The following is a 23,563-nucleotide window of genomic DNA, read 5'->3' as shown; positions in this document are numbered from 1 at the left end:
AAAATCAATCTTCGCGCGGCGTAATTTTGCCGTAATCTTGTTCGTTGTTACGGGTCAGCCACAGTGACAGGGCTTTCAGCGAGTCTGGGGTAAACTCATCGCAACGCGCGGTGATCTCTTCCGGCACCATCCAGCATACCTCGTCGATCTCCTCAGCCTGCAAGGCAAACGGGCCATGAGAGACACAACTGAATAATCCGCCCCACACACGGCAGCACTCCTCCTCAAAATAGAACAGGCCATGTTCAGCAAAGGGAACACCCGCAATACCCAGCTCCTCTTCCGCTTCGCGCCGGGCAGATTCAAGGTAGTTTTCGCCACTTTGCACCACACCACCGGCAGTTGCATCCAGCTTGCCGGGATAGAAATCTTTGCTCTCAGTACGGCGTTGTACCAGAATTTTGCCCATTCCATCATGCACCACAATATAGGTCGCACGGTGGCGTAGTCGTTGAGCTCTCATTTGTTGACGGCTGGATTGAGCAATAACGTCATTTTGCTCATCAACTATATCAACCCACTCGATGACTGCTGCTGGATTTTGATCCACCATCCTCTAAAACCTTCTATCTAGGCGCGACGAGACGCGCGCAATTGTTAATCAAGAGTTTACCCTTGTTTCTTGAGGCCGCAGTCTGGTCAGCGGCACCCTGATTGGGGGTAAATAACGATTTATATTATTTATTTTTTCAATGCCAACTGGGCGACAGGCTCGTCATTTTGTAGGGTCAGAACCTGTAAAACGCCGCAGTCCAACATGCCATAGCTCGCCGGATATCCCCCTTTCGGGATGCTGACGGAGCCGGGATTAAAGCAAATCACCTCATCCTGCCACTCTGCCTGAGGCAGATGAGTATGACCATAGACCAAGATATCCCCATTACGCAACGGAGGAAGTGCGGCGGGATGATAAAGGTGACCATGCGTCAAAAATAGACGCGTTTCCGGCATAATAATCTGCTGCCAACTGGCCATGATAGGGAACTGCAAAAGCATTTGATCGACTTCGCTGTCGCAGTTGCCGCGCACGGCGATAATGTGGTTTTTATGGAGATTCAGGCACTCTGCGACGGCTGCCGGTTGATACCCCACCGGTAGCGCATTACGCGGGCCATGATTGAGTAAATCGCCCAACAGCACCAGCCATTGCGCTTTACTGCGGACAAAAATCTCCAGCACCTTTTCGGTCGCTGGCAGTGAACCATGCAGGTCAGAAGCGAACATTAACTTCATAACATCGTCTTCTCTAGTCATAATCTCAGTAAATCAGGCGGCAGAGAGTGCCGTGGCACTTAATGAGCGCTAAAAGTGACACTATTCTATCATCCAATCCGTCTGATTAATCCGATAATAACCGCTATGTTTTATCGCAAAAAATCGCGCTCACAGCACAAAACCATGCTAGCGCGATTTGAAATAAAAAAAGGGGAAGCCATTATCGCGAGTGTAGCGATACCAACTCATCCAATGTCAGGGGATGGAATAAATAGCCCTGCATTGCGTCAATATTCGTGCCCTTAAGTTGTTCCGACTCATCTTGATTTTCAACGCCAACCACAATGATCCCAAGACAATATTTTTTGATGTTATTGATCAATATCGGGAAGGTATGTTTGTTGTGTTGCCAAAAGAAATGCTTATCTATCTTCACATATTCAAAAATATTGGCGGTGACCGCATTTAAGGTGGAACCGCCGCTGCCTAAGTCATCCAACCATAGCGGATAACGCTCAGCCAACTCGCGTAACAATGGGTTATTCATGCCATCGGATAAATTGGAGAAAGTTTCCATTATTTCCAACCGCAGGAAAGGCATTTCATCCAACATCTGCCGAGTTGATTCATCGCTAACAATCACGCTTGCCAAGTCAAAATCGATATTAATCGACAGTAGAACTTTGTTAGCAATAAACCAATCGCTATAGGCTTTCACTGCTCGTAACTGGTCCTGGAATAGTTCAGTCTTTCCATCGACACCGAGCTCTTTAATAAACTGTTCGACGTCAATGGATAAATCGACCGACTTAGCTGAAAATCGGCTTAATAGCTCGACTGCTAATAAGCTACCGTCTTGCTTATGTATGGGCTCACATACGTAAGAACAATTAACTTCGATATTTAGCTTCATGCGCACCTGAAAAGTGTATAGGCAACAATGAGATCACAACCTGACCTCAGCCGGAGGATTTATAAGCCACGGCTAACTTTTATAAAATACCCGACATTGATAAAACAGCCAATTTCGCAAGTGATCAGCGGCCTTCCATTCAAATGAGTATGCTCACTCTAGCAGACATTCATCCATTCAGTATTTAAAAGTCGTTTGAGTATGGCTTATACATATTTTTAACATTCAAAAACAACAAGGTATACAGGCAACCACGCCACGAGTAAACAGGGAGTCCCTGCGGACCAATATTGTATTAATCGGACAGAACCCCCGATTTGTTTAGTTATTATTTTTTTATTTTCTAAAAACCAACGGTTGGCGGGATTCTATCTTTAGATTAATCTCAGGATGTGCTCAGCATCGTAGGAGAAGAGTCTGGAATCATCTATGCTGAAAGAGAAACCTATGCTGCAAGATAAACATAAGCTGAAAGAACAACAGGCAATGACGAGCATAAATGGAGATGGGCTATGCGTATTTTAATCACTGGAGCGACAGGGCTCATCGGGCGCAGTCTGACCGCCTTCCTTTTGTCGCAAGCACATCAAGTTACCGCACTCACCCGTGATCCACGGCGGGCAGATCATGTACTGGGTTCGCAAGTCACCTGTTGGTCAACACTGGATGATAAGCATGACCTGAATGAGTTTGATGCGGTGATCAATCTCGCAGGTGAACCCATTGCTGAAAAACGTTGGACCCCACAGCAAAAAGAGATTCTTTGCCAAAGTCGCTGGCAAATAACCGAAAAACTGACCGCCTTAATCAAAGCCAGTAGTGAGCCGCCGACGGTGTTTATTTCAGCATCTGCGGTGGGTTTTTATGGCGACCAAGGGCAAGCATTGGTCACAGAAGAGGAGACGCCACATGATGAATTTACTTATCAGTTGTGTGAGCGTTGGGAGAGTCTGGCTCGCGCCGCTGAGAGCACCCATACCCGCGTTTGCCTATTGCGTACCGGTATCGTATTAGCTCCCCATGGTGGTGCATTAGCCAAAATGATACCGCTATTGCGCCTTGGGTTGGGTGGGCCAATAGGTGATGGTCGCCAATATCTACCATGGATACATATCGATGATATGGTTCATGGCATCTATTTCTTACTGACCACTGATGGCCTAAACGGCCCATTCAATATGGTCTCCCCTTATCCGGTGCATAACGAACAATTTATTGCCACACTGGCTGAGGTGCTGGATAGACCGGCTGTGATTCGTACTCCTGCGGCAGCTATTCGTTTGTTGCTGGGTGAATCGGCGGCATTAGTGCTCGGTGGGCAGCGGGCGGTGCCAAAACGGTTGGAAGAGGCGGGTTTTGGTTTTCGCTATTTCGAACTGGAAGAAGCGCTGCGCAATGTATTGAAAAAGCCTGCGGCATAAGTTGTGGCGGATGGGTTTGTAGCGGGATAGGTTTGTAGCGGAATAGATTTGTCGCGGGATAGATGAATCACTATCCCGCTAAGTCATCCGTTATTTCAGCGCACCAGAGAGAAACTGCTGCAAGCGGGTACTTTTAGGGTTACCAAAAAGCTCGGCTGGCGGACCTTCCTCTTCAATGACCCCTTTGTGCAAGAAGATGACATGGCTGGAAACATGGCGGGCAAACTCCATTTCGTGGGTCACCACCACCATGGTTTTCCCCTCTTCTGCCAATTTTTGCATAATACGCAGCACTTCGCCGACCAGCTCAGGGTCCAGCGCCGACGTCGGCTCATCAAACAGCAATACATCCGGCTCCATCGCCAGTGCCCGTGCAATAGAGACACGTTGCTGCTGACCACCAGAAAGATGCACCGGATATTTTGCCCGCGCCCGCTCATCAATCCCGACTTTATCCAAATAACGGATTGCCCGCTCTTTCGCCACTGATTTACTCAGGCCCAAAACTTGAATCGGCGCTTCCATGACATTTTCCAGCACTGTCATATGGCTCCATAAATTAAAGTGCTGGAATACCATCGTTAGTCGGGTGCGCAATAATTGCAGCTCTTTTTTATCGAAAACTTTTAATTGCCCATCTTTATCCCGTACTAAGCGGATATTTTGATTATTGACGCTGATCGTGCCTTCGCTGGGTTTTTCCAGAAAGTTGATGCAGCGTAAAAAAGTACTTTTCCCCGAACCAGAAGAGCCAATAATAGAGATGACATCCCCTGCTTTGGCCGAGAGGGAAACGCCTTTTAAAACCTCGTGTTCACCATAATGCTTATGCAACTCTGTCACGGCGAGTTTGGTTTCAGCTATTTTAGTTTTTGATGTTTCAGTCATAGTTTCTGCTGTGCCAGTTATAGTGTCTAATGTGTCCATCATGGTTTCTCCGTACTTAATGCGATGCCTGCGGTTTTATATGAGCCAACCAACGTTTCTCTGCCTGGCGGAACAGGCTAATTAGCGTAAAGGAGATGATCAGATAAAGTACGGCAGCAATACCAAAAGCATAAAACGGCTGATAAGTTGCGGCGTTAATATCACGCGCTATTTTCAGTATATCCGGCACTGTAGCCGTAAAAGCCAGCGCAGTAGAGTGCAGCATTAAAATCACTTCATTACTGTAGGCCGGTAAGGCAATACGCAGTGCAGAAGGTAAAATAATACAACGATACATTTTAAAGCGCGAGAAACCATAAGCTCTGGCCGCTTCTATTTCGCCATGTGGCACCGAACGAATGGCACCGGCGAAAATCTCGGTAGTATAGGCACAGGTATTAAGTGTCAGCGCTAAAATAGTGCAATTCAACCCGCTGCGAAAGAACGCATTAAGCAGATCATTGCCTCGGATAATCTCCAAACTGTACATACCAGAATAGAATACCAATAATTGGACATACAGTGGCGTGCCACGGAAGATATAGGTAAAAATCCAGACAGGAAAGCGAATCCAGCGCCGTTCTGCCACTCGCGCCACCGCCAACGGAATAGCAAGCAGCCCGCCGATCACGACTGAGGATATTAATAGCCATAAAGTGATCGCCATTCCGGTAAACCGATAGCCATCACTCCAGAGCAATGCTTGCCAATATTGATGCAGGATTTCAATCATAGTTCAGCCCTCTTCACCCCATGGGAATAGCGCCGTTCCAGCCACAGCAATACACCATTTGATATCGTGGTGAAGATCAGATAAACCGCACCCGCCACCAAAGCAAAGAAGAAGGGTTGATATGTGCCCTTGCCCGCCAACTGTGTCGCTTTAACCACATCATTTAATCCCAAAATAGAGACCAATGCGGTTGCCTTGAGTATAACTTGCCAATTATTACCAATACCCGGCAGTGCGTAGCGCATCATGGCCGGAAATAGGATTCGGCGAAAAATCTGGCTAGAGGTAAAACCAAATGCTCTGGCAGCTTCAATTTGGCCGGCAGGAACCGCCATATAAGCACCACGGAAGGTTTCGGTGAAATAAGCACCATAGATAAAGCCCAGAGTAATAATCCCGGCTGAGAGAGGGTCAATATTAATTTGTTCAAAGCCGATCGATTCAGTAATGCTATTTAGGGCTATCTGCAAACCGTAGAAGATAAGCAGCATTAAAACTAAATCCGGTACACCGCGAATAAGCGTGGTGTAGCACTCAAATAAGCCAGATAACAGCCGATTCGATGATAACTTTCCACCGGCACCCATCAGGCCGATAATCACTGATAGCAGCACTGAACACAATGCTAACTCCAGCGTTACCAGCGCACCCTCAAATATCAGTTTCGAATATCCATCCAGCATCTGGGTTATCCTGTTTTACTGAGTAAGGAGTCTGGTAAATGACTATTGTTAATTACCCTAAAATAGCAGCCTCTGCCTAAATCGACAGAGGCCATGACGGTAAGAGAATTAACCGCCGTAAACATCAAAGTCGAAATATTTTTTCGCGAGAGTGTCGTAGGTGCCATCTTTGCGCATTTCTGCAAAGGCTTTATCCAACGCGGCTTTCAATTCTGTATCATCTTTACGCAAGCCCATCCCCGTCCCGACACCAAAGAATTGATCATTCTTAACTGACGGTCCGGCGAAGATATAATCTTTACCTATCGCTTGCTTCAGGAAACCTTCACTAGCAGCAACTTCATCCTGAAAAGCCGCATCAATACGACCTGAAGCTAAGTCAGCATAGATTAAGTCTTGGTTTTGATAGGCAACAATATCAATGCCTTTTGGCTGCCACTCGGCATTAGCAAAGGCTTCCTGAGTTGAGCCTTGCAGCACCCCAACACGTTTGCCTTTCAAAGCCACCAGTGTCGGTTCAATAGTGCTACCTTTTGCAGCAATTAAACGAGAATTGGCCGCAAAGAGTTTATCGGTGAAGGCAATCTCTTTTTGGCGTTTTTCAGTAATGGAGAGCGAGGAGATAATAGCATCGATTTTTTTAGCTTTAAGCGAAGGTATTAATGCATCAAAGTCGCTTTCAACAAAAGTACATTTAGTATCAATGCGTTTACATAACTCTTTTGCTATATCGATATCAAAACCGACCAGTTCACCACTGGCATTTTTAGATTCAAACGGGGCATAAGTGGGATCAGTACCAATTTTGACGTCTTTAGGAATCGCTGCAAAAGCACTGCTAGCGGCAGCCAATGCTAAGACTAAAGGAAGAACCAACATCTTCTTATTCATACATTACCCTCAAATTGATTTTTGATGCCATAGAGCGCGTTAGATTTCTGTACAACCCAGAGCTTTCATAAATTAATCGCTGTCATAAATCAATTAGCAGTAATCGTGCCAGTAATCATCTGGAGGGAGAGCAAGTTCCGTCATGACTCTCTTAGCACGATCGCCACTAAATTAAGGCATCAGGTCATGAACAGAAATCAAATACGCAATTCATGCCACAGCACACATCGTGCAACAGGATCATTGTGGTGCATAATCCGCTCCATTTCAGTGCGATGTTGCACAAATGTATCAATTAAGTGAGGAATGTTAATTTGTACCTTGCCAACGAACAAAAAGATCTTCAGGCAACTCAATATCAAATTGATCGATAATTCGATTCACCGTCTGATCAACAATATCCTGAATGGTTTGTGGGCGATGATAAAATGCAGGCATCGGTGGCATGATAACCGCCCCCAATTCAGCAGCCTGCACCATCAGCCGTAAATGACCTAAATGCAGTGGGGTTTCGCGAACACAGAGCACCAATGGGCGGCGCTCTTTCAAGATGACATCAGCGGCACGGGTCAATAACCCGTCGGTATAACTATGGACAATGCCAGATAAGGTTTTGATTGAACAAGGCAAAATGACCATGCCGTGGGTTTTGAATGAGCCAGAGGAGATGCAAGCGGCAATGTCACGTGAATCATGCACCACATCTGCCAACGCCTGTACCTCTTTGACACTGAACGCCGTTTCCAGTGCCAGCGTCTGGCGGGCAGCATTAGTGATGATCAAATGTGTTTCCACGCCCTCGACATGTTGCAGCACCTGTAACAGCCGCACGCCATAAATGGCCCCGCTGGCCCCACTGATACCGATAATAAGTCGTTTCATGGAAAACTGCCTCACACTGACGTTATGCTACTAAATTAAGCATAACATAAACAAATAGGGGCAAACTTTGCCGTATCAGGCATGGATTAGCAAGTGATGCTATCCACATCTCAAAACCCCGCATCCTAAAATAAAAAAAGGTGCACCGCGTTTAAAAGCGGATTGCACCTTTTTGATTCATCTTTATCTATCAGTAAAACGACGGTGTATTACCCTTCGTTATGCATCTCAAGATTTTCCGCTTCGTTATGATTACGTAATGCCTGCGCATCATCGTTACGTAACGACTCCAGATACTCCAGATAGCTCTGATCAACATCTTTAGTGACGTAAACGCCATTAAAGACTGAGCACTCAAACTGAGTAATATCGGGGTTATCTTCGCGCACGGCTTCGATCAGGTCGGGAAGATCCTGGAAAATCAGTGCATCGGCACCAATCAACTGGCGAATCTCATCCACCTCACGGCCATGCGCAATCAATTCATTGGCGCTAGGCATGTCGATGCCGTACACATTCGGGAAGCGAATTTCAGGAGCGGCAGAAGCAAAATAGACTTTCTTCGCCCCAGCTTCACGTGCCATCTCGACGATTTGTTCTGATGTCGTACCCCGTACGATAGAGTCATCCACCAATAATACGTTCTTATCACGGAACTCGGCACGGTTGGCGTTCAGTTTGCGGCGCACTGATTTACGACGCTCTTGCTGGCCCGGCATGATGAAGGTACGGCCGACATAGCGGTTTTTCACAAACCCCTGGCGGTACGGCTTATCCAGAATACGGGCAATTTCCAGCGCGATATCGCAGGAGGTTTCAGGGATAGGGATAACCACATCAATATCCAAGTCTTCCCACTGTTTGGCAATTTTTGCGCCCAATTTCTGGCCCATGCGCACGCGCGCACTGTAAACCGAAATTTTGTCCATAAAGGAGTCTGGACGGGCAAAATAGACATATTCAAACAAGCACGGGTTGTATTTTGGATTTTCAGCACACTGGCGAGTGAACAACTGGCCTTTTTCGGTGATATACACCGCTTCGCCCGGCGCAACATCGCGCAGGAATTCGAAGCCAAGGGTATCGAGTGCCACACTTTCAGAAGCGACCATGTACTCATTGCGGCCATCAACCAAGGTGCGTTTACCAATCACCAACGGACGGATACCGTTAGGGTCACGGAAGGCGACCATGCCATGGCCGATAATCATCGCGACGCAAGCATAGGCACCACGAATCAGCTGATGCGTTGCGGCAACAGCGGCAAAAATGTTGTCAGACTCCAACGGGTAATGTTGGAAACGGTCCAATTCACTGGCAAAAATATTCAGCAGAATTTCTGAGTCAGACGTGGTGTTCACATGACGGCGAGAAACTTCGAATAATTTCTTTCTCAGTTGGTGAGCGTTAGTCAGATTACCGTTATGAGCCAAGGTGATGCCAAACGGTGAGTTAACGTAGAAGGGCTGAGCCTCTGAAGCACTGGAGCTACCTGCTGTCGGGTAACGAACATGGCCAATACCCATATTCCCCTGTAAGCGCAGCATATGCCGGGTTTCAAATACATCCTTCACCAAGCCGTTTGCTTTACGCAGCCGGAACCCATTATGGGCATCAATGGTAACGATGCCCGCAGCATCCTGGCCTCGGTGCTGGAGCACCGTCAGCGCATCATAAATCGACTGGTTTACCGGTGAAAAACCGGCGATACCGACAATACCGCACATGTTGTCTTTTCCTCATAAGCCGCTCCGAATCGGTAATTGATTCGGTAAGAAACTCGACGTGCTCTGCAGGTAGTCAAAGAACCACCTGATGATATAACTGAACTGCGGGATTAATTGTGACTGCTTCCAGTCTTCACTTTGTGAAAAGCCGGTGAATGTATCGAGAAAGAACAACATGGCTGAGACAATCAGAACACCTCGCAGCGCCCCAAAACAGATCCCCAATACCCTGTCTGTTCCTGATAACCCGGTACGTTCAACCAGTGAGCCAATCACGTAGTTAACAATAGCCCCGACGATCAATGTCGCGATGAACAAAATGCCGATGGCAATTCCGTTACGCACTACTTCATCTTCAAAGCGAGTGAAGTAGATAGCAAGGTAAGTGTAAAAATGGCTGGCGACAAAAAACGCGCATCCCCATGTTACAAGTGACAATGCTTCACGGACAAATCCCCGAATTAAGCTGACTAACGCAGAAAATCCGATAATCCCTATAATGACGTAATCAATCCAGACCATGACTATTCCAATGACGAAATCGCCGCTGCATCCTGTTCGCGGCGAATTCTAACAGAAAAAGAAAACGTTTGCGTAGGGGTTTCTGACCCCATGACAAATTAAAGTGCGACGATTTTAAAAACAACAATCGTCGCACAAACTTAGCTCACAAACCCCGTGCGCCCTGACCTCTAGCCGCACAGTTAAATCTCACCGCCCTGTGCTGTAGGGCCGAACCTGTCCATTCAGGCCACTTAATGAATTAAGCTCCGGTAAGGCAGATTGCAATTTTTGCTTTGACGCATCCGGCCCGACAAATACTCGGGTTATCTGGCCCTGAACCGGGGTCGCAGGCACGGTAAATGCCCGATGACCTGACAGGCGCAGTGTGGCGACAACTTCATTCACTTTAGCCGCATTTTTTAGCGCCCCCAGTTGGACGACATAAGCCTGTCCTACCGGTGCCTTTTCTTCTGTCGCCGGTTTGCTCTCCGGCTGAATTTCTGGTTTAACTTCTGGTTTAGCTTCCGGCTTAACCTCAGGTTTAGGTTTGACCTCCTGCGGTTTTTTCTCTACCGGTATCGGTTTGATTTCGACCGATTTCTTCTCAACAGGTTTCACCTCAACCGGCTTATTTCGTATTGGTGGCGGTGTGACGATTGTCGGTTCAGATGGCAGGTTACCGGCATCATTCGCGGCCTGAGAAACGGAGTCATCTTTGGGGACTTCCACGGCTTGCGCCGCACCTTCCGGTGGCGCGATAGGCAAAGGTTGACTGACCGGCGGAACCGCGTCAATTTCCTGACTATCGCCGGGTTTTGGCACTAAGGGGATAGCTGCAAACTCATCCTCATAATGCTTTTTTTTGCCATCCAGTAGCCCCGGCAGTAAAATCACGCCCAATGCCACCAGAATTATGGTCCCGACTAAACGGTTCTGGAACTTACTTGCCACTCGCACTCCCCACATTCATTCGTTTATAAATTCAAGCGGTTATAAACTCGATACTGTCATAGATTCAATGCTGCCATCACATGGGCGACAGTATGGAAAGAGCCACAGACAATGACCACATCCTGTGGTTCTGCATCCTGCATAGCCTGACGCCAAGCTGTTTCAACATCGCCAAACTGGCGGGAGAGACTGAGATGTTCAGCCAGTTGCGCCGCAGTGGCCCCACGCGGCCCCTCTAGCGGTGCGCAGTACCATTCGTCGACCTGTTCAGCCAGACATGCCAATGTCCCCGCAATATCTTTATCGGATAACATCCCCACCACTGCCCGTACTTTACCCTGTTTCGGCAACTGAGCTAGTCGATCGGTCAAATAACGTGCGGCATGTGGATTATGGGCAACATCCAAAATCAGCAAGGGTTGCTCACTGACTCGCTGGAAACGCCCCGGCAAACGGGCAGCTTGCAAGCCTTGGTGAATAGCCGCTTCACTCAAGGGTAATTTCGAATAGTGCAGCACGGCTAACGCAGTGGCCGCATTCGCCAACGGCACATTAGGTAGTGGCAAATCAGCCCACTGACGATCGTCGCACTGCCAGCACCAGCTTTGCTCTTGCTGACTGAACTGCCACGCCTTATCACGCTGATAGAGCTGCGCACCGAGTTTCGCGGCAACATCGGCAATGGAGAGCGGCATATCTGGCTCCCCCACCACCGCAGGTTTTCCTGCGCGGAACACACCGGCTTTTTCACGCCCAATGCTCTCCCGGTCAAAACCCAACCAGTCAGTATGATCTATCGCGATACTGGTGATCGCCGCAACATCAGAATCAACAATATTGGTCGCGTCCAACCGCCCACCGAGACCCACTTCCAGAATCACCACATCAAGCTTAGCCTGCTTAAATAATTGCAGTGCCGATAAGGTGCCAAATTCGAAGTAAGTCAGCGAGATGCCTTCACGTCCAGCTTCAATTTGGGCGAAAGAGTGGCTATGTTCGGCCTCAGACAGTTCTTGCCCCTGAATACGGACTCGCTCGGTGTAACGCAAAAGATGAGGTGAGCTGTAAACCCCTACCCGCAGACCCGCTGCCAGTAAAATTGATTCTAGGGTACAGCAGGTGGTGCCTTTGCCATTGGTGCCGGCAACGGTAAATACTTTCGGGGCAGGTTTAAGCAGATCAAGATGCTCAGCAACCTGTTTAACACGCTCCAGACCCAACTCAATAGGTTGAGAATGCAAGCGCTCAAGGTAGTCAAGCCACGCGGCCAAAGGCGACGTGGCTTGGGGAATTTGATGATTGTCCATGGGTCCCACCACTGGCCTTTATACACAATAACCGGGCACCACCTTATCAGGGGGTGCCCGTTGGGAGCATCAGGCTTCTGCCTGAGTATCCGTTGCAGCAGTATCTTTGGCGTCAACCACACTTGGCTGTGGCTGATGAGTCAATTTAGACAGGATGCTGGCAATCGTCTGGCGCATAACCGGACGGCGCACGATCATGTCGATAGCGCCTTTTTCAATCAAGAATTCACTGCGCTGGAAGCCCGGCGGCAGTTTTTCTCGGACGGTTTGCTCGATAACCCGTGGGCCAGCGAAACCGATCAAGGCTTTAGGCTCACCGATATTGATATCACCCAACATCGCCAGACTGGCAGAAACGCCCCCCATGGTAGGGTCTGTCAGCACAGAAATGTAGGGCAAACCGCGCTCTTGCATTTTCGCCAGAGCAGCACTGGTTTTTGCCATCTGCATCAGTGACATCAATGCTTCCTGCATACGGGCACCGCCGCTGGAGGAGAAGCACACCAGCGGACAATTGTCTTCCAGTGCCTGCTCAACGGCACGAACGAAACGCGCCCCCACGACTGACGCCATCGAACCGCCCATAAAGGCAAATTCAAATGCGGCGGCAACCACAGGCATGCCCTGTAAGGTGCCTTTCATGGCAACCAAAGCATCTTTCTCGCCGGTCTCTTTTTGTGCGGCAGAAATACGATCTTTATACTTTTTGGAATCCTTGAATTTCAGGATGTCCTTCGGCTCCAGCTCGCTACCCAATTCAACTTCACTGCCTGCATCCAACAGCATATGTAACCGTGCACGGGCTGACATACGCATATGGTGATCACACTTAGGACAAACTTCCAGATTGCGCTCTAACTCGGCACGGTAAAGTACCTGACCACAACTGTCACATTTCGTCCACACCCCTTCAGGAATACTCGCTTTACGGGTTTGTGTAATATTGCTTTTGTTAAGAATTCGTTCAATCCAGCTCATCGATGACCTTTCTGTTTGAACCTGGCCGTTGCCAGTTCGCTGTTCATGCTTTAACCATCTCCCTGAAAACATCCCAATAAAAAATGCCTGAGATACACGCCAATACAGCATGACTAAGGCACCGAGATTCGGGGTGTCCGCAGGAACAGACCATAAATGTCACTCATTAAACCATATTGGCTCGACAGTGTAGATAAAAAACTGGTCGAACCCTTGGCTTAGGTAACGTTTTTACTGATTTTTCTGACGTGCCGCCGCGCGCCGATGCCGCCAAACCTCAAATACACCGGGCAAGATTGACACCACAATAATGGCGACAATCAGCAATTTCAGATTGTTCTGCACGATAGGCACATTACCAAATAGGTAGCCAGCATAGGTGAATAGCAGCACCCATACCAACGCCCCAATCACGTTATACGCTGCAAAATGGCGATAGGACATTTTGCCCATTCCAGCGACAAACGGCGCAAAAGTACGAATGATCGGTACAAATCGCGCCAGAACAATCGCTTTTCCACCGTGCTTCTCGTAGAACTGATGGGTTTTATCCAGATAGCTACGGCGGAAAATTTTGGAATCTGGATTGCTAAAGAGCTTTTCACCAAACACCCGACCAATGGTGTAGTTGATGGCATCCCCCAAAATAGCCGCCGTTACCATCAAGGCCACCATGATATGCACATTAATATCATTGGATGGCAATGCTGCCAGTGCGCCCGCCACAAACAGCAAAGAGTCACCCGGCAGGAATGGCGTCACCACCAGACCGGTTTCACAGAATAAAATCAGGAATAGAATGGCATAAACCCAAACCCCATACTGCGCCACCAACTCCGCCAAATGAACATCAATATGCAAAATAAAATCAATAATGAAACGTATAAATTCCATAAATACTCTCGAGTGGTAAGCGAGCTTAAACTGTGATTGAGACTAGCTGAACTTCCTTAAGTATTCCTTAGCTCAAGGTCGTGTTCAGCCAAACATCCATCATTTTATCCTAATCAATCATCCGCCAAAAAAAGCGGCCCCATCGGCGCTGCGGGTAAACCAAAGTGCTCGGGGTAGTCAACGGAGACCAAATATAGCCCCTCGGCTTTTGCGGTTGCCGCCGCTCGAGCGCGATCTTTTAGCGCCAGCAACTCAGCCATCCAGTTTACATCCTGATTCCCGCAACCAATCTCGATCAGGCTACCAACAATATTGCGCACCATGTGGTGAACAAAAGCGTTGGCCTTGATATCTACCACGATATACGCGCCGTGTCGGGTCACTTTGACATGTTTTACATTTCGCCATGGCGTGCGGGACTGGCATTGCACGGCGCGGAATGAGGTAAAATCATTCTCGCCAAGCAGACACTGCGCCGCCTGCTCCATTCTTTCGGCATCCAGCGGCATGTGACAGTGGGTGACCCCTTGCGCCAATACTGCCGGACGATAGCGATGGTTAAAAATAATATAGCGGTAGCGACGGGCCGTGGCGCTGAAGCGGGCGTGGAAATCATCATCAACAGTTTTGACCCAGCGCACCGCAATATCTGGGGGCAGATGGCTATTGACCCCCATCGTCCAAGCGGCATCTTTGCGCACGGCGGTAGTGACAAAATGCACCACCTGCCCTGTCGCATGCACGCCAGCATCCGTCCGCCCAGCACAGAATACGCCGATAGGCGCATTGGCGACTTTCGAGAGGGCCGCCTCCAGACACGCCTGCACGCTGGTGACCTCTTGCTGACGTTGCCAGCCAAAATAGCGACTGCCGTTATATTCGATGCCCAGCGCAATTTTTAAGCTGACAGCCTCCGCCACTGTGGCGTCTTGCTGAGCTGCTGTTTTTTGCTGAGCCAACTCAAGTTCGGACATCAGTAAAGTTGCTCCTGCAACAGGCGCTCCGCCGTTTCAATCGCCATTAATGCGCCACCAAAACGAATGTTGTCGGCCACCGACCAGAACTGTAATACTTCGGGAATACCATAGTCATTGCGCACACAACCAATGCTCAGCGCATCACTGCCAGAGGCATCACTCACCTGCGTGGGGTAATCATCTTCTTCAGATAATTGGATATCTTCGCAATTTTCCAGTTCGCTACGCGCTTCATCCGAAGAGATTGGACGCAGCGCTTCCAGATGCACCACTTGCGCCTGACCGTAGAATACCGGCGACTGAATGCAGGTGACCGAGATAGGCAAACCTTCGTCTTGTAGCACTTTGCGCACCTGATCCACCAAGCGGCGCTCTTGGCGTACACTGCCCTCTTCATCGGCCAGCAGCGGTAAGACGTTAAACGCCAACTGTTTGGCGAAGAAACCCGGCTCCGCAGGGATACCATTGAGCAGCTTGGCACTTTGCCCCGCCAGATCGTCCACCGCAACTTTGCCATGGGCCGAGGCAGAGATCAGCGCGGTGACATGCAAACGAGACAGGCCCGCTTGCTCCGTCAGCGGTTTGATTGCGGTCAGCAACTGGCTGGTCAGACTGTCGGCGACCGCAACAATATTGCGGTTGCGGTAATCAGCCAGCACTTGAGGGTTCACACTCGGCACCACCAGCGGCACATCATGCTCCATCGCAAACAGGCCGCTGCTGTCGATCACCAGACAACCCGCATTACCCGCCTCTTCCGCATATTGCTGCGAGGCTTCAGGGCCAGCAACAAAGAATGCCAACTGCGCCTGAGACCAGTCAAATTCAGCGACATTTTCAACCAGCAAACTTTTGCCGTTAAAGCGCACAGTCGCGCCCGCACTACGCTCACTGGCCAGCGGATACAATTCACCAACCGGGAACTGGCGCTCATTGAGCAACTCCAGCAAAGCTTCACCTACTGCGCCCGTCGCTCCTAACAGAGCAATATTCCAGCCGTCAGACATGTTGGTTTTCTCCACTAACGTTCATTAAATAACAAGGAATTAGACAAATACAGGGATGTTCAATTGACTCCCGAATTAACTCAGGATGACGCTATAATACCCAAAGTCATTGGAGTTGCAGGTGGGCAGCAAGCGAACACCCCTGCAGCTTTAAGGACGAAGGATATTTGTGCTAAATCCTAATTTCTGCAACAGCTCGGCACTGGCAGCATCATCGCACTGCACACAAAGTGATGACCATTCGCGCCGCTCCTGATAGTGCTTACGCAGGCGGTCAAATTCGCCTGGCAGACCAGCAACACGGCGCAGCGGCGCATCATCGCGGCGCACATCATACACTAAGTGCATCAATCGTTTTAATTTGCCTTCGTCCAGCGCGCCATTCAGTTGTAAGTGACTGAACTCTGGCTGCGGGAGTAATGTGGCGAGTTCAACTGATTGCGGCTGCCCTAGATGCTGACTGAAAGCTTCGAACACTTGCGTGGTGCCGCGCGCTTTGCCTTCTAAGGTGTATCCGGCGATGTGTGGCGTGCCAATATCAACGCGGGCCAGTAGCGGTAGTGACAGCTCAGGTTCCGGCTCCCAGACATCCAATACCACGCTGAGTTTTTTACCTTTCTCTAGCGCACGGAGCAGTGCGGCGTTATCTACCACCGCGCCTCGGCAGGCATTGATCAGTATGCGGCCATCTGGCAGTGCGGCCAGTAGCTCATCGTCCACCATGTGCAGACTTTGATAAGCACCGGTTTTATTCAGTGGCGTATGGAAGGTGAGGACATCGGCTTCGCGCACCAGTTTTTCCAGTGGCCAAAATGTGTCGTTATCGCCCTGATCCGCACGAGGAGGATCACAGAGCAGCGTGCGCACGCCAAGGGCTTGCAGGCGGGCATTGAGCCGCGAACCCACATTGCCCACCCCAACAATACCGACCGTTTTATCACGCAGTTGGAAGCCATCACGTTCGGCCATCATCATCAGCGCGGAAAAAACATACTCCACCACCGCGATCGCGTTACACCCTGGGGCGGCGGAGAAACCAATCCCCTGCTGGCGCAGCCAGTTATCATCAACATGGTCTGTACCCGCCGTCGCCGTGCCCACAAAGCCAATTGAGGTGCCTTGCAGCAGGGCTTCATTAACTTTGGTGACCGAGCGCACCATCAGCGCATCGGCGTCAGCCAGTGCTTCTCGGGGGATAGGCCGCCCCGGCACTACCTGCACATCACCTAAACGCCGAAACAGGGCCTCCGCGTAAGGCATATTCTCATCAACCAGAATCTTCACGTTGTTCTCCGGCAGCTCACTGCCCGACAGATGAAAAACAGGGGCTTAGTATATACCCAAAACCGTGGAGTCGCAGCTAACCCCCTGCGGCTTCAAATACATAAACAATCCCCAAAGTCGTTGGAGTTGCAGGTAGGCAGCCAGCAAACGCATCCCGATGAACTGACCCAAGTCAGTGATTCGGGTAAGTGAGCGCAGCTAACACCCCTGCGGCTTCAAATACACAAACAATCCCCAAAGTCGTTGGAGTCGCAGGTAGGCAGCCAGCAAACGCATCCCGATGAACTGACCCAAGTCAGTGATTCGGGTAAGTGAGCGCAGCTAACACCCCTGCGGCTTCAAATACGCAGGGGATTGGCGCGGCGGAAACGCTCCGGTGTACTCCCTGCCACTTGCTGAAACATGGCAATAAACGCCGATGCCGAACTGTAACCGACATCCAGCGCCACACTTTGTACCGTTTTTCCTTGCTCCAACAATGAGATAGCATGAAGAAAACGCAGTCGCTGCCGCCATTCGCTAAATGCCATCCCCAACTCTTGCTGGCAACGGCGCGATAAGGTCCGCTCGGTGGTATAGACCCGCTTGGCCCATAGCGCCAGCGAGGTGTTATCCGCTGGGCAGCGCTCCAGCGCCGCTAAGATAGGCGACAAGAGCTTATCTTGCGACGTGGGCAGATAGGTGCGCTGCACGGGTGACACCCGAAGCTGATCAATGAATACGCGGGCTAATCGCCTATCTTGCTCACTTTCCGGCATCAATAAGCCACGGGAGAAGCAATCCTCCACGATAGCGCTCGCGATCGGGCTGACATTCATCAAACAAGCCGAGTCGGGCAACTCATCACAGAGATCGAGGGCGATATCAATGGCGCGAAAATGCATCGATTTGCGGTTAAAGCTGGAGTGCTCCACGCCAGCAGGAACCCAGACACTGAATTCAGGCGGGGCCAAAAAGCGCTGACCACCGATATTCATCGCCAATACCCCTGATTTAACGCAAATTAATTGCCCATACGAATGGGTATGCGGCAAGAATTCTGTATTGGCATGATATATCTCACAGCGGAAGGACAAACTCTGTGGCTCAACAGTGGCGACTACGGGAAAAGAGGGTTCGCTCATGATGTATTGACTCCTGCCAGCTCCATTCTTGCGGCTTAAATTGTCCTGATCACAACGATTATTGTCTGGTTATCGCTATATAGAATAAACCAGACAGGGGTAAACTGCACCGCATAAGTGTATGGATGAGAATTATTAGCATGAATGTGTTATTCCCCCTGTTTGCCGTGATTATTTGGTCAATCAATGCTGTTGTCAGCAAAGTATCCGCTACCGCTATTGATCCCGCCGCGATCTCTTTCTACCGCTGGATTTTGGCGCTACTGACATTAACCCCATTTTTACTGCTGGGTGTCATCCGCAACTGGTCGGCGATCCGCATCTATTGGTGGAAACTGATGATTTTGGGGCTACTGGGCATGGTGCTCTACCAAAGTCTGGCTTACTACGCAGCCCACAGTGTGAGCGCTCTGTTTATGGGCATACTCAGTTCGTTGATTCCGCTGCTGACGGTGCTGATCAGCATTGTGCTGCTACGGGTGGCCCCGACTGTCGGGATAGCGCTGGGTAGTGTGCTGTCACTGGGCGGATTGGTGTGGCTAGTCAGTGCGGGCAACCCCGCAGAGTTGCTGCAACATGGCATCGGCAAAGGGGAATTGATGATGTTAGGCGCATCGGCATCCTATGCCCTCTATGGGGTGTTAACCAAACGCTGGGCGATTCAGTTGCCGAATTGGCAATCCCTTTATATGCAAATCGCCTTTGGCGTCCTGCTATTACTCCCTAATTTCCTGCTGGCCCCGGATGTCCAATTAACCGCGCAAAATATCCCGCTGGTGTTATTCGCCGGTATTCCCGCCTCTATTATTGCGCCCTATTTATGGATTCACGGCGTCATGCGCCTTGGCGCGAACACCGCGTCGATATTTATGAATCTGACGCCCGTATTTACGGCCATCATTGCTGTGACCTTCCTCCATGAGCAATTGCACAGTTACCATCTGATTGGCGGCGGTATCACCCTCGCCGGTGTGGTACTGGCCCAGCGCCTGCGGATGCCGTTACGCAGAAAAGCCACACAACAGAAATCGTGAGGGAGTGACGTTGATGATGGGTGACTCCCTCATACTGTGTTTTGCTGATGGGATATTAACTTTGGCGGCTTAACGACGTGGGGCAATGTCATCAACTGATTCTCGTAAATAGTGCGCCAGTTGCGCCACGGTTTTCTCGCCCGTGGCAGCTTCTACCGTCAAATTTTCGAGTGCCTCGTCATTATTACGAATATGGAGACCATTACGGTAGAGGAAGGTCATAGTGACAAAAAACGCAGTACGCTTATTGCCATCATTAAATATATGCCCACGAGCAATGGCGACCCAATAGGTGGCGGCTAACTCAAAAATGTCGGTAACGCCTTCATAGTGAGCCCGGTTTTGCACCCGATAAATCAAAGCTTCAGCTCTACCTGGCTCGGGAATACCCGCGACACCGGGAAAGCATTGCAATATGCGATCATGGAAAGCGATGACTTCCTGTGCGCTTATCCACATCATCGATCAGTCAACGCCGCGAGAGTATGACCGTGACGCTGCATCATCAGATCAAATTCTGCGTCCAATTTGGCATTCTGATACGCTTCGAATTCAGCTTTGCTAATGACCACCGCAGCACTGCCATCTCTACGCGTGATCTCAATCGGCTCACCGTGAGTTGCCGCATCAAGCACTTCTGAAATATTGGCTCTGGCTTGGGTTGAAGTATAGGTACGCATGTTATGCCCTTTTAAATGCACTTTTGAAATGTACTTCCCAAGTGTACTTTTAAACAGCGAGTCATGCAATCAATCCTAAAAACGGCACCTTTAGCGGGTGCCGTTTTTGGTTTTATGGTGAAAAAACTATATTAAATCATAAGGATGCCCACCAGAGGCGCAGTTTCATGCCCCAATAACTGGTCCAGCCGCTGGTGTGTTGCACCATCTTCCCCTGATAAAGAATCACCAGAGTCGGCGTCACACTGACTTGCCATTGAGCAGATAACTGGCCGTTCGGATCATTAACCACCGGCAGTTGGTAGCCTTTTTTGCTCAACCAGCGCTCAACTTGCGGCGCATCTCCAGAGCGCAACGCCACGGTCAGCACATTCTCGCCCTCCTGAACCAACTGATTGACACTGGGGCTGGTGAATTTGCACACCCCGCACCATGTCGCCCAGAAATAGATCAGCAGCGGTTTGTCTTGGCTCATCGCCTGCAAAGAGACCGCCTCCCCCGCCAGCGTTTGCCATGCCGTATCAGCCCCCTCAGGCGGTAGCTGCGGGCTACGTAGCCAATCCATGCCCAGCGAAACCACCGCCACCAGCAGCACTAAAAGCGCCAGTTCTTTGCCCCAGCGCGTTAAGCGACTCATTGACCCGCCTGAGCCAGTTGCTGTTTCACGATTGCCTCCAACTGTTCGTAGGTGATCGCACCCGGTACCATTTGATTGCCAATCAAGGTCGCGGGTGTGCCCTGAATGCCCAGTTGGTCGGCCAATTTTAGATTACTGCGCAGCACATTCAGACTTTGCTCACTCGGTTCCACGGGCTTGACGCCGGTTTTTTTCTGCGCGGCAGCAATGCTGCTGGCATCATGGAACCCTTTTTTCGCCATTAACCGCTGATGAAATGCCATAAATTGATACGGGTGCTGTTGCCACAGGGTCAGTGCCAGTCGGGCGCTGGTCACTGAGCTTTCGCCCTTAAACGGCAACGGTTTGATCACCACCGCCACCTGTGGGTACTCCTGCACTATTTTTTCCAGCAACGGATCAAATGTTTTGCAGAATGGGCAGTTGTAATCGGTGAATGACACCAAGGTCAGTGCGGGTCTGGCCGCGCCGAATCGTGGGCTACCGGGGTCCTTATACAACGCAGCCTTATTGGCGGCGATAAACTGACTCAGTTGCTGCTCCTGCGCCGCATTGGCTTGTTGCTGCCAAGCATTGGCCGATTGCTCCAAAATATCGGGATTCGCGACCAATGTTTCGCGGATCAACTCTTTGATGCGCACTTCTTGCGCAGATGTGAAAGGCTCGGCCGCCCAGAGTGGCGTGGCGATCAGCGCGAATAACAGCACCATTAACATTTTCATTCTTTATCTCCTTTTGCATGGGCCAAAACGTTCAATAAAACCTCTGCATCCAGTAGCGGGGAGAGCACCGTCCCCTGTGGCTGCTGTGGCCCATAGATCTGGTTGAACGGAACAGCCACACTGCCGCGTTCGCGTAAGAATTGGGTGATATCAGCAGAAGGCCGCGTCCAATCACCCCGTAGCGCCACTACGTCCGGCGCTTGCAGCGCCTGCTGCACATCATCGCGCATCAACACATGTAGCTTGTTGACTTTGCAGGTCACACACCAATCGGCCGTAACATCGACAAACACCCGTTTATGCTCGCGAAGTGCCTGTTTAATGGCCGATTCGCTTAACGGTTGCCAGCGGATATTGTCCTGTAGCGGCTTGCGCCACAGATCAGCCGTCAGTGAAGCGGCCAGCAACAGAGCGCCCATCATCAGCACACTAATTAGGCTGACTATAGCGGCAACACGTGTGCCATAACGCCAGCCAATGGTGAGCAACAGCGCCAGTAGCAGCACACCAGCCGTGATCATCACCGCTGGCAGACCAATATGGCTGACCATCAGACTGAGCAACCAGAGGCTGGACGCCAGCATCAGCACGCCCATGGCGATTCGCAGGTGGCTCATCCAGCGGCCGGGGCGTGGTAGACAGAGTGCCAATGTCGGCCACGCGGCCACCGCCAGCCACGGCAAGCTCATACCGACCCCCAGCGCGGTGAATATCCCCCACAACGCAGGCAGCGGGGCCGCCAGTGCAAAAGCCACTGCCGTGCCGAGGAAGGGCGCAGAACAAGGGGTTGCCAGCAAGGTCGCCAGCGCGCCCTGCCCAAAGTGACCCGCCATGCCACGCGCGCCCGATTTTCCAACACGGGGCGCAGCCATGCGGGTATTCAGTGACGAAGAGAGCTGGATCTCGAACAGGCCAAACAAATTGGCCGTAAAAAGCGCGGTGACCAGCACCATAAAACCGATAAACCAGGGGTTCTGGAACTGAATCCCCCAGCCAAGGGCATGATTACCCAAACGTAAGGCGGTCATCAGCAGGGCCAGCAACCAAAATGAGCTGATGATCCCCGCCGAGGAGGCTAGAAATTGCCCACGCACCTGACGGCGAGTTTGGTGCTCGGTATGCAGAATCGATCCTAATTTCATCGCCAAAACTGGCAACACACAGGGCATCAGATTCAGAATCAACCCGCCGGCCAGCGCCATCAATACCCAAGGCCAAAAGGCGGTGGATGACTCTGGCAAGGTGAGCGCCTGCCCGATGGTGAGTGTGGTTTCTTGCGCCAAACCCGCATCGGTAATCACCATAGTCAGCGGCTTACCGCGCAGATCCGCCGCCCCTTCGCCCCAGCCATCAGTGGCGGGCACTCGCACCGACAGTTGGTTGCCTTGCACACTGACGATGGGTTTACCCAACTCCGCATCCTCCAAGCTATCGAAGAACAACGCAGGTTGCTGCCAACCCTCATCACGCAGCGCCTGAATTTGCACTTCGCCGTTGCCATAGCCCACCTGAATCTGTTTGGTCAACGCATTAGCAATCGGCACTTGCCCCATCGCCTGCGCAAAATCGTGTGCAAATTGCTGTTGGTTTTCCGCGCTTACTGGCGAAGAGAGATTGAGGCTAAAGGGGTAGTCGGTCAAAATGCAGACATTGCTACAGGTCGATAGAGTCAGTGTCCCACTCAGCATCTTGGGTCGCGTGCCGGAGATCACGATCGGCAGCATCACCTGATCATGATAGCCCTGAGTCGAAATCCCCGAGACATCAAAGCGTTGCGGCACCGGCCAGAACCATTTCACTGCGCTAAGGGGCGACTCCCACGCGATAGTGGGCGCAATCCCCCCTTCTCCCGGCGAGCGCCAGTAGGTTTTCCAGCCCTTCTCCAGTTGAACGGCGAGTAACAGGCGGGTTTCACCCTCCGTGGATGGCTCGGCACGTAGCCGAACTTTGGCATGGTCATTTTGCGGACTGACCAGCCAGCCGCTATCTGCCGCCCAAAGGGTGGGCATCCATAGCAGCAACAGACAGAACAGGGCTGTCTTGCTTAAATTAAACATTGTTTTTCTCCAAAA

The 23,563-nt window shown here is 50.6% G+C and carries 25 protein-coding genes; 2 read left to right on the top strand and 23 right to left on the bottom strand.

Annotation, left to right across the window (positions count from 1 at the left end; translation table 11 throughout):
- Positions 1–4: 4 nt before the first annotated feature.
- The 3 genes from yfcD to HRD69_RS12305 all read right to left on the bottom strand — a co-directional run bounded on the left by yfcD (position 5) and on the right by HRD69_RS12305 (position 2,128).
- Entirely contained in the window at positions 5–553 is a 549-nt protein-coding gene (gene yfcD / locus HRD69_RS12315) for an NUDIX hydrolase YfcD (protein WP_004875274.1), read from the bottom strand.
- A gap of 128 nt (positions 554–681) precedes the next feature.
- On the bottom strand, positions 682–1,233 hold the full coding sequence (yfcE, locus tag HRD69_RS12310) for a phosphodiesterase (protein WP_032814492.1): 552 nt from the start codon (positions 1,231–1,233) through the stop codon (positions 682–684).
- A 202-nt stretch (positions 1,234–1,435) separates the two neighbouring features.
- Positions 1,436–2,128, bottom strand: coding sequence for an EAL domain-containing protein (locus HRD69_RS12305; protein WP_032814494.1), 693 nt, complete (start codon positions 2,126–2,128; stop codon positions 1,436–1,438).
- Between the two features lie 512 nt (positions 2,129–2,640).
- On the opposite strand from HRD69_RS12305, the gene HRD69_RS12300 reads away from it, so the two are divergent.
- Positions 2,641–3,549, top strand: a complete 909-nt coding sequence (locus tag HRD69_RS12300; protein ID WP_004875277.1) for a TIGR01777 family oxidoreductase — start codon at positions 2,641–2,643, stop codon at positions 3,547–3,549.
- A gap of 90 nt (positions 3,550–3,639) precedes the next feature.
- Here the strand turns inward: HRD69_RS12300 and hisP are convergent, their stop codons facing one another.
- The 15 genes from hisP to HRD69_RS12225 all read right to left on the bottom strand — a co-directional run bounded on the left by hisP (position 3,640) and on the right by HRD69_RS12225 (position 18,418).
- Positions 3,640–4,437 (bottom strand): histidine ABC transporter ATP-binding protein HisP, encoded by a 798-nt coding sequence (hisP, locus tag HRD69_RS12295; RefSeq protein WP_072099539.1) that lies wholly within the window; start codon positions 4,435–4,437, stop codon positions 3,640–3,642.
- Positions 4,438–4,492: 55 nt separating this feature from the next.
- Positions 4,493–5,209 (bottom strand): ABC transporter permease, encoded by a 717-nt coding sequence (locus HRD69_RS12290; RefSeq protein ID WP_032814497.1) that lies wholly within the window; start codon positions 5,207–5,209, stop codon positions 4,493–4,495.
- On the bottom strand, positions 5,206–5,892 hold the full coding sequence (locus tag HRD69_RS12285) for a histidine ABC transporter permease HisQ (protein ID WP_004875280.1): 687 nt from the start codon (positions 5,890–5,892) through the stop codon (positions 5,206–5,208). Before HRD69_RS12285 ends, HRD69_RS12290 begins: the two co-directional genes overlap by 4 nt.
- Positions 5,893–6,000: 108 nt before the next feature.
- Positions 6,001–6,783, bottom strand: coding sequence for a histidine ABC transporter substrate-binding protein HisJ (gene hisJ, locus HRD69_RS12280; protein WP_004875281.1), 783 nt, complete (start codon positions 6,781–6,783; stop codon positions 6,001–6,003).
- Between the two features lie 309 nt (positions 6,784–7,092).
- The gene (locus HRD69_RS12275) at positions 7,093–7,665 is read right to left on the bottom strand and encodes a UbiX family flavin prenyltransferase (RefSeq protein ID WP_004875282.1); all 573 of its coding nucleotides are present in this window, start codon (positions 7,663–7,665) and stop codon (positions 7,093–7,095) included.
- Positions 7,666–7,874: 209 nt separating this feature from the next.
- Positions 7,875–9,392 carry an amidophosphoribosyltransferase gene (gene purF / locus HRD69_RS12270; RefSeq protein ID WP_004875283.1) on the bottom strand — a complete coding sequence of 506 codons (1,518 nt, stop codon included), beginning with the start codon at positions 9,390–9,392 and terminating at the stop codon, positions 7,875–7,877.
- A 12-nt stretch (positions 9,393–9,404) separates the two neighbouring features.
- Positions 9,405–9,914 (bottom strand): colicin V production protein, encoded by a 510-nt coding sequence (cvpA, locus tag HRD69_RS12265; protein WP_004875284.1) that lies wholly within the window; start codon positions 9,912–9,914, stop codon positions 9,405–9,407.
- 189 nt (positions 9,915–10,103) lie between these two features.
- Positions 10,104–10,847, bottom strand: coding sequence for a cell division protein DedD (dedD, locus tag HRD69_RS12260; RefSeq protein ID WP_032814533.1), 744 nt, complete (start codon positions 10,845–10,847; stop codon positions 10,104–10,106).
- A gap of 56 nt (positions 10,848–10,903) precedes the next feature.
- Positions 10,904–12,154, bottom strand: coding sequence for a bifunctional tetrahydrofolate synthase/dihydrofolate synthase (gene folC, locus HRD69_RS12255; protein WP_004875286.1), 1,251 nt, complete (start codon positions 12,152–12,154; stop codon positions 10,904–10,906).
- Positions 12,155–12,223: 69 nt separating this feature from the next.
- Positions 12,224–13,132, bottom strand: a complete 909-nt coding sequence (gene accD / locus HRD69_RS12250) for an acetyl-CoA carboxylase, carboxyltransferase subunit beta (protein ID WP_004875287.1) — start codon at positions 13,130–13,132, stop codon at positions 12,224–12,226.
- A gap of 231 nt (positions 13,133–13,363) precedes the next feature.
- Positions 13,364–14,026: a DedA family protein gene (locus tag HRD69_RS12245; RefSeq protein ID WP_004875288.1), complete on the bottom strand. Its 663-nt coding sequence runs from the start codon at positions 14,024–14,026 to the stop codon at positions 13,364–13,366.
- 113 nt (positions 14,027–14,139) lie between these two features.
- The gene (gene truA / locus HRD69_RS12240; protein WP_050413203.1) at positions 14,140–15,000 is read right to left on the bottom strand and encodes a tRNA pseudouridine(38-40) synthase TruA; all 861 of its coding nucleotides are present in this window, start codon (positions 14,998–15,000) and stop codon (positions 14,140–14,142) included.
- Positions 15,000–16,010 carry an aspartate-semialdehyde dehydrogenase gene (locus tag HRD69_RS12235; RefSeq protein ID WP_032814500.1) on the bottom strand — a complete coding sequence of 337 codons (1,011 nt, stop codon included), beginning with the start codon at positions 16,008–16,010 and terminating at the stop codon, positions 15,000–15,002. The genes truA and HRD69_RS12235 overlap by 1 nt, the downstream gene beginning before the upstream one ends.
- 150 nt (positions 16,011–16,160) lie before the next feature.
- Complete coding sequence (gene pdxB / locus HRD69_RS12230; protein ID WP_004875290.1) at positions 16,161–17,294, bottom strand: 4-phosphoerythronate dehydrogenase PdxB; 1,134 nt, start codon at positions 17,292–17,294, stop codon at positions 16,161–16,163.
- A gap of 338 nt (positions 17,295–17,632) precedes the next feature.
- A complete protein-coding gene (locus HRD69_RS12225) occupies positions 17,633–18,418 on the bottom strand; it encodes an AraC family transcriptional regulator (protein WP_004875291.1) in 786 nt (261 codons plus the stop codon).
- A 140-nt stretch (positions 18,419–18,558) separates the two neighbouring features.
- On the opposite strand from HRD69_RS12225, the gene HRD69_RS12220 reads away from it, so the two are divergent.
- Positions 18,559–19,452, top strand: coding sequence for a DMT family transporter (locus HRD69_RS12220; protein ID WP_004875292.1), 894 nt, complete (start codon positions 18,559–18,561; stop codon positions 19,450–19,452).
- Positions 19,453–19,521: 69 nt separating this feature from the next.
- Here the strand turns inward: HRD69_RS12220 and HRD69_RS12215 are convergent, their stop codons facing one another.
- The 5 genes from HRD69_RS12215 to HRD69_RS12195 all read right to left on the bottom strand — a co-directional run bounded on the left by HRD69_RS12215 (position 19,522) and on the right by HRD69_RS12195 (position 23,548).
- Positions 19,522–19,914, bottom strand: coding sequence for a type II toxin-antitoxin system death-on-curing family toxin (locus HRD69_RS12215; protein ID WP_032814502.1), 393 nt, complete (start codon positions 19,912–19,914; stop codon positions 19,522–19,524).
- Complete coding sequence (locus HRD69_RS12210) at positions 19,911–20,132, bottom strand: type II toxin-antitoxin system Phd/YefM family antitoxin (protein WP_032814504.1); 222 nt, start codon at positions 20,130–20,132, stop codon at positions 19,911–19,913. The genes HRD69_RS12215 and HRD69_RS12210 overlap by 4 nt, the downstream gene beginning before the upstream one ends.
- A 136-nt stretch (positions 20,133–20,268) precedes the next feature.
- Positions 20,269–20,769: a protein disulfide oxidoreductase gene (locus HRD69_RS12205; RefSeq protein ID WP_032814506.1), complete on the bottom strand. Its 501-nt coding sequence runs from the start codon at positions 20,767–20,769 to the stop codon at positions 20,269–20,271.
- Complete coding sequence (locus tag HRD69_RS12200) at positions 20,766–21,491, bottom strand: DsbA family protein (RefSeq protein ID WP_032814508.1); 726 nt, start codon at positions 21,489–21,491, stop codon at positions 20,766–20,768. The genes HRD69_RS12205 and HRD69_RS12200 overlap by 4 nt, the downstream gene beginning before the upstream one ends.
- Positions 21,488–23,548 (bottom strand): protein-disulfide reductase DsbD family protein, encoded by a 2,061-nt coding sequence (locus tag HRD69_RS12195; protein WP_004875296.1) that lies wholly within the window; start codon positions 23,546–23,548, stop codon positions 21,488–21,490. Before HRD69_RS12195 ends, HRD69_RS12200 begins: the two co-directional genes overlap by 4 nt.
- Positions 23,549–23,563 lie beyond the last annotated feature (15 nt).

The sequence above is a fragment of the Yersinia mollaretii ATCC 43969 genome (assembly GCF_013282725.1).
GTDB classification, from domain to species: Bacteria; Pseudomonadota; Gammaproteobacteria; order Enterobacterales; family Enterobacteriaceae; genus Yersinia; species Yersinia mollaretii.
This window is presented reverse-complemented; position numbering and strand designations above follow the sequence as displayed.

Excerpts from the sequence above, each read along its gene's own strand:
- yfcD (WP_004875274.1), bottom strand. The coding sequence starts at position 553 with ATGGTGGATCAAAATCCAGCAGCAGTCATCGAGTGGGTTGATATAGTT.
- yfcE (WP_032814492.1), bottom strand. The coding sequence starts at position 1,233 with ATGAAGTTAATGTTCGCTTCTGACCTGCATGGTTCACTGCCAGCGACC.
- HRD69_RS12305 (WP_032814494.1), bottom strand. The coding sequence starts at position 2,128 with ATGAAGCTAAATATCGAAGTTAATTGTTCTTACGTATGTGAGCCCATA.
- HRD69_RS12300 (WP_004875277.1), top strand. The coding sequence starts at position 2,641 with ATGCGTATTTTAATCACTGGAGCGACAGGGCTCATCGGGCGCAGTCTG.
- hisP (WP_072099539.1), bottom strand. The coding sequence starts at position 4,437 with ATGACTGAAACATCAAAAACTAAAATAGCTGAAACCAAACTCGCCGTG.
- HRD69_RS12290 (WP_032814497.1), bottom strand. The coding sequence starts at position 5,209 with ATGATTGAAATCCTGCATCAATATTGGCAAGCATTGCTCTGGAGTGAT.
- HRD69_RS12285 (WP_004875280.1), bottom strand. The coding sequence starts at position 5,892 with ATGCTGGATGGATATTCGAAACTGATATTTGAGGGTGCGCTGGTAACG.
- hisJ (WP_004875281.1), bottom strand. The coding sequence starts at position 6,783 with ATGAATAAGAAGATGTTGGTTCTTCCTTTAGTCTTAGCATTGGCTGCC.
- HRD69_RS12275 (WP_004875282.1), bottom strand. The coding sequence starts at position 7,665 with ATGAAACGACTTATTATCGGTATCAGTGGGGCCAGCGGGGCCATTTAT.
- purF (WP_004875283.1), bottom strand. The coding sequence starts at position 9,392 with ATGTGCGGTATTGTCGGTATCGCCGGTTTTTCACCGGTAAACCAGTCG.
- cvpA (WP_004875284.1), bottom strand. The coding sequence starts at position 9,914 with ATGGTCTGGATTGATTACGTCATTATAGGGATTATCGGATTTTCTGCG.
- folC (WP_004875286.1), bottom strand. The coding sequence starts at position 12,154 with ATGGACAATCATCAAATTCCCCAAGCCACGTCGCCTTTGGCCGCGTGG.
- accD (WP_004875287.1), bottom strand. The coding sequence starts at position 13,132 with ATGAGCTGGATTGAACGAATTCTTAACAAAAGCAATATTACACAAACC.
- HRD69_RS12245 (WP_004875288.1), bottom strand. The coding sequence starts at position 14,026 with ATGGAATTTATACGTTTCATTATTGATTTTATTTTGCATATTGATGTT.
- truA (WP_050413203.1), bottom strand. The coding sequence starts at position 15,000 with ATGTCCGAACTTGAGTTGGCTCAGCAAAAAACAGCAGCTCAGCAAGAC.
- HRD69_RS12235 (WP_032814500.1), bottom strand. The coding sequence starts at position 16,010 with ATGTCTGACGGCTGGAATATTGCTCTGTTAGGAGCGACGGGCGCAGTA.
- HRD69_RS12225 (WP_004875291.1), bottom strand. The coding sequence starts at position 18,418 with ATGAGCGAACCCTCTTTTCCCGTAGTCGCCACTGTTGAGCCACAGAGT.
- HRD69_RS12220 (WP_004875292.1), top strand. The coding sequence starts at position 18,559 with ATGAATGTGTTATTCCCCCTGTTTGCCGTGATTATTTGGTCAATCAAT.
- HRD69_RS12215 (WP_032814502.1), bottom strand. The coding sequence starts at position 19,914 with ATGATGTGGATAAGCGCACAGGAAGTCATCGCTTTCCATGATCGCATA.
- HRD69_RS12210 (WP_032814504.1), bottom strand. The coding sequence starts at position 20,132 with ATGCGTACCTATACTTCAACCCAAGCCAGAGCCAATATTTCAGAAGTG.
- HRD69_RS12205 (WP_032814506.1), bottom strand. The coding sequence starts at position 20,769 with ATGAGTCGCTTAACGCGCTGGGGCAAAGAACTGGCGCTTTTAGTGCTG.
- HRD69_RS12200 (WP_032814508.1), bottom strand. The coding sequence starts at position 21,491 with ATGAAAATGTTAATGGTGCTGTTATTCGCGCTGATCGCCACGCCACTC.
- HRD69_RS12195 (WP_004875296.1), bottom strand. The coding sequence starts at position 23,548 with ATGTTTAATTTAAGCAAGACAGCCCTGTTCTGTCTGTTGCTGCTATGG.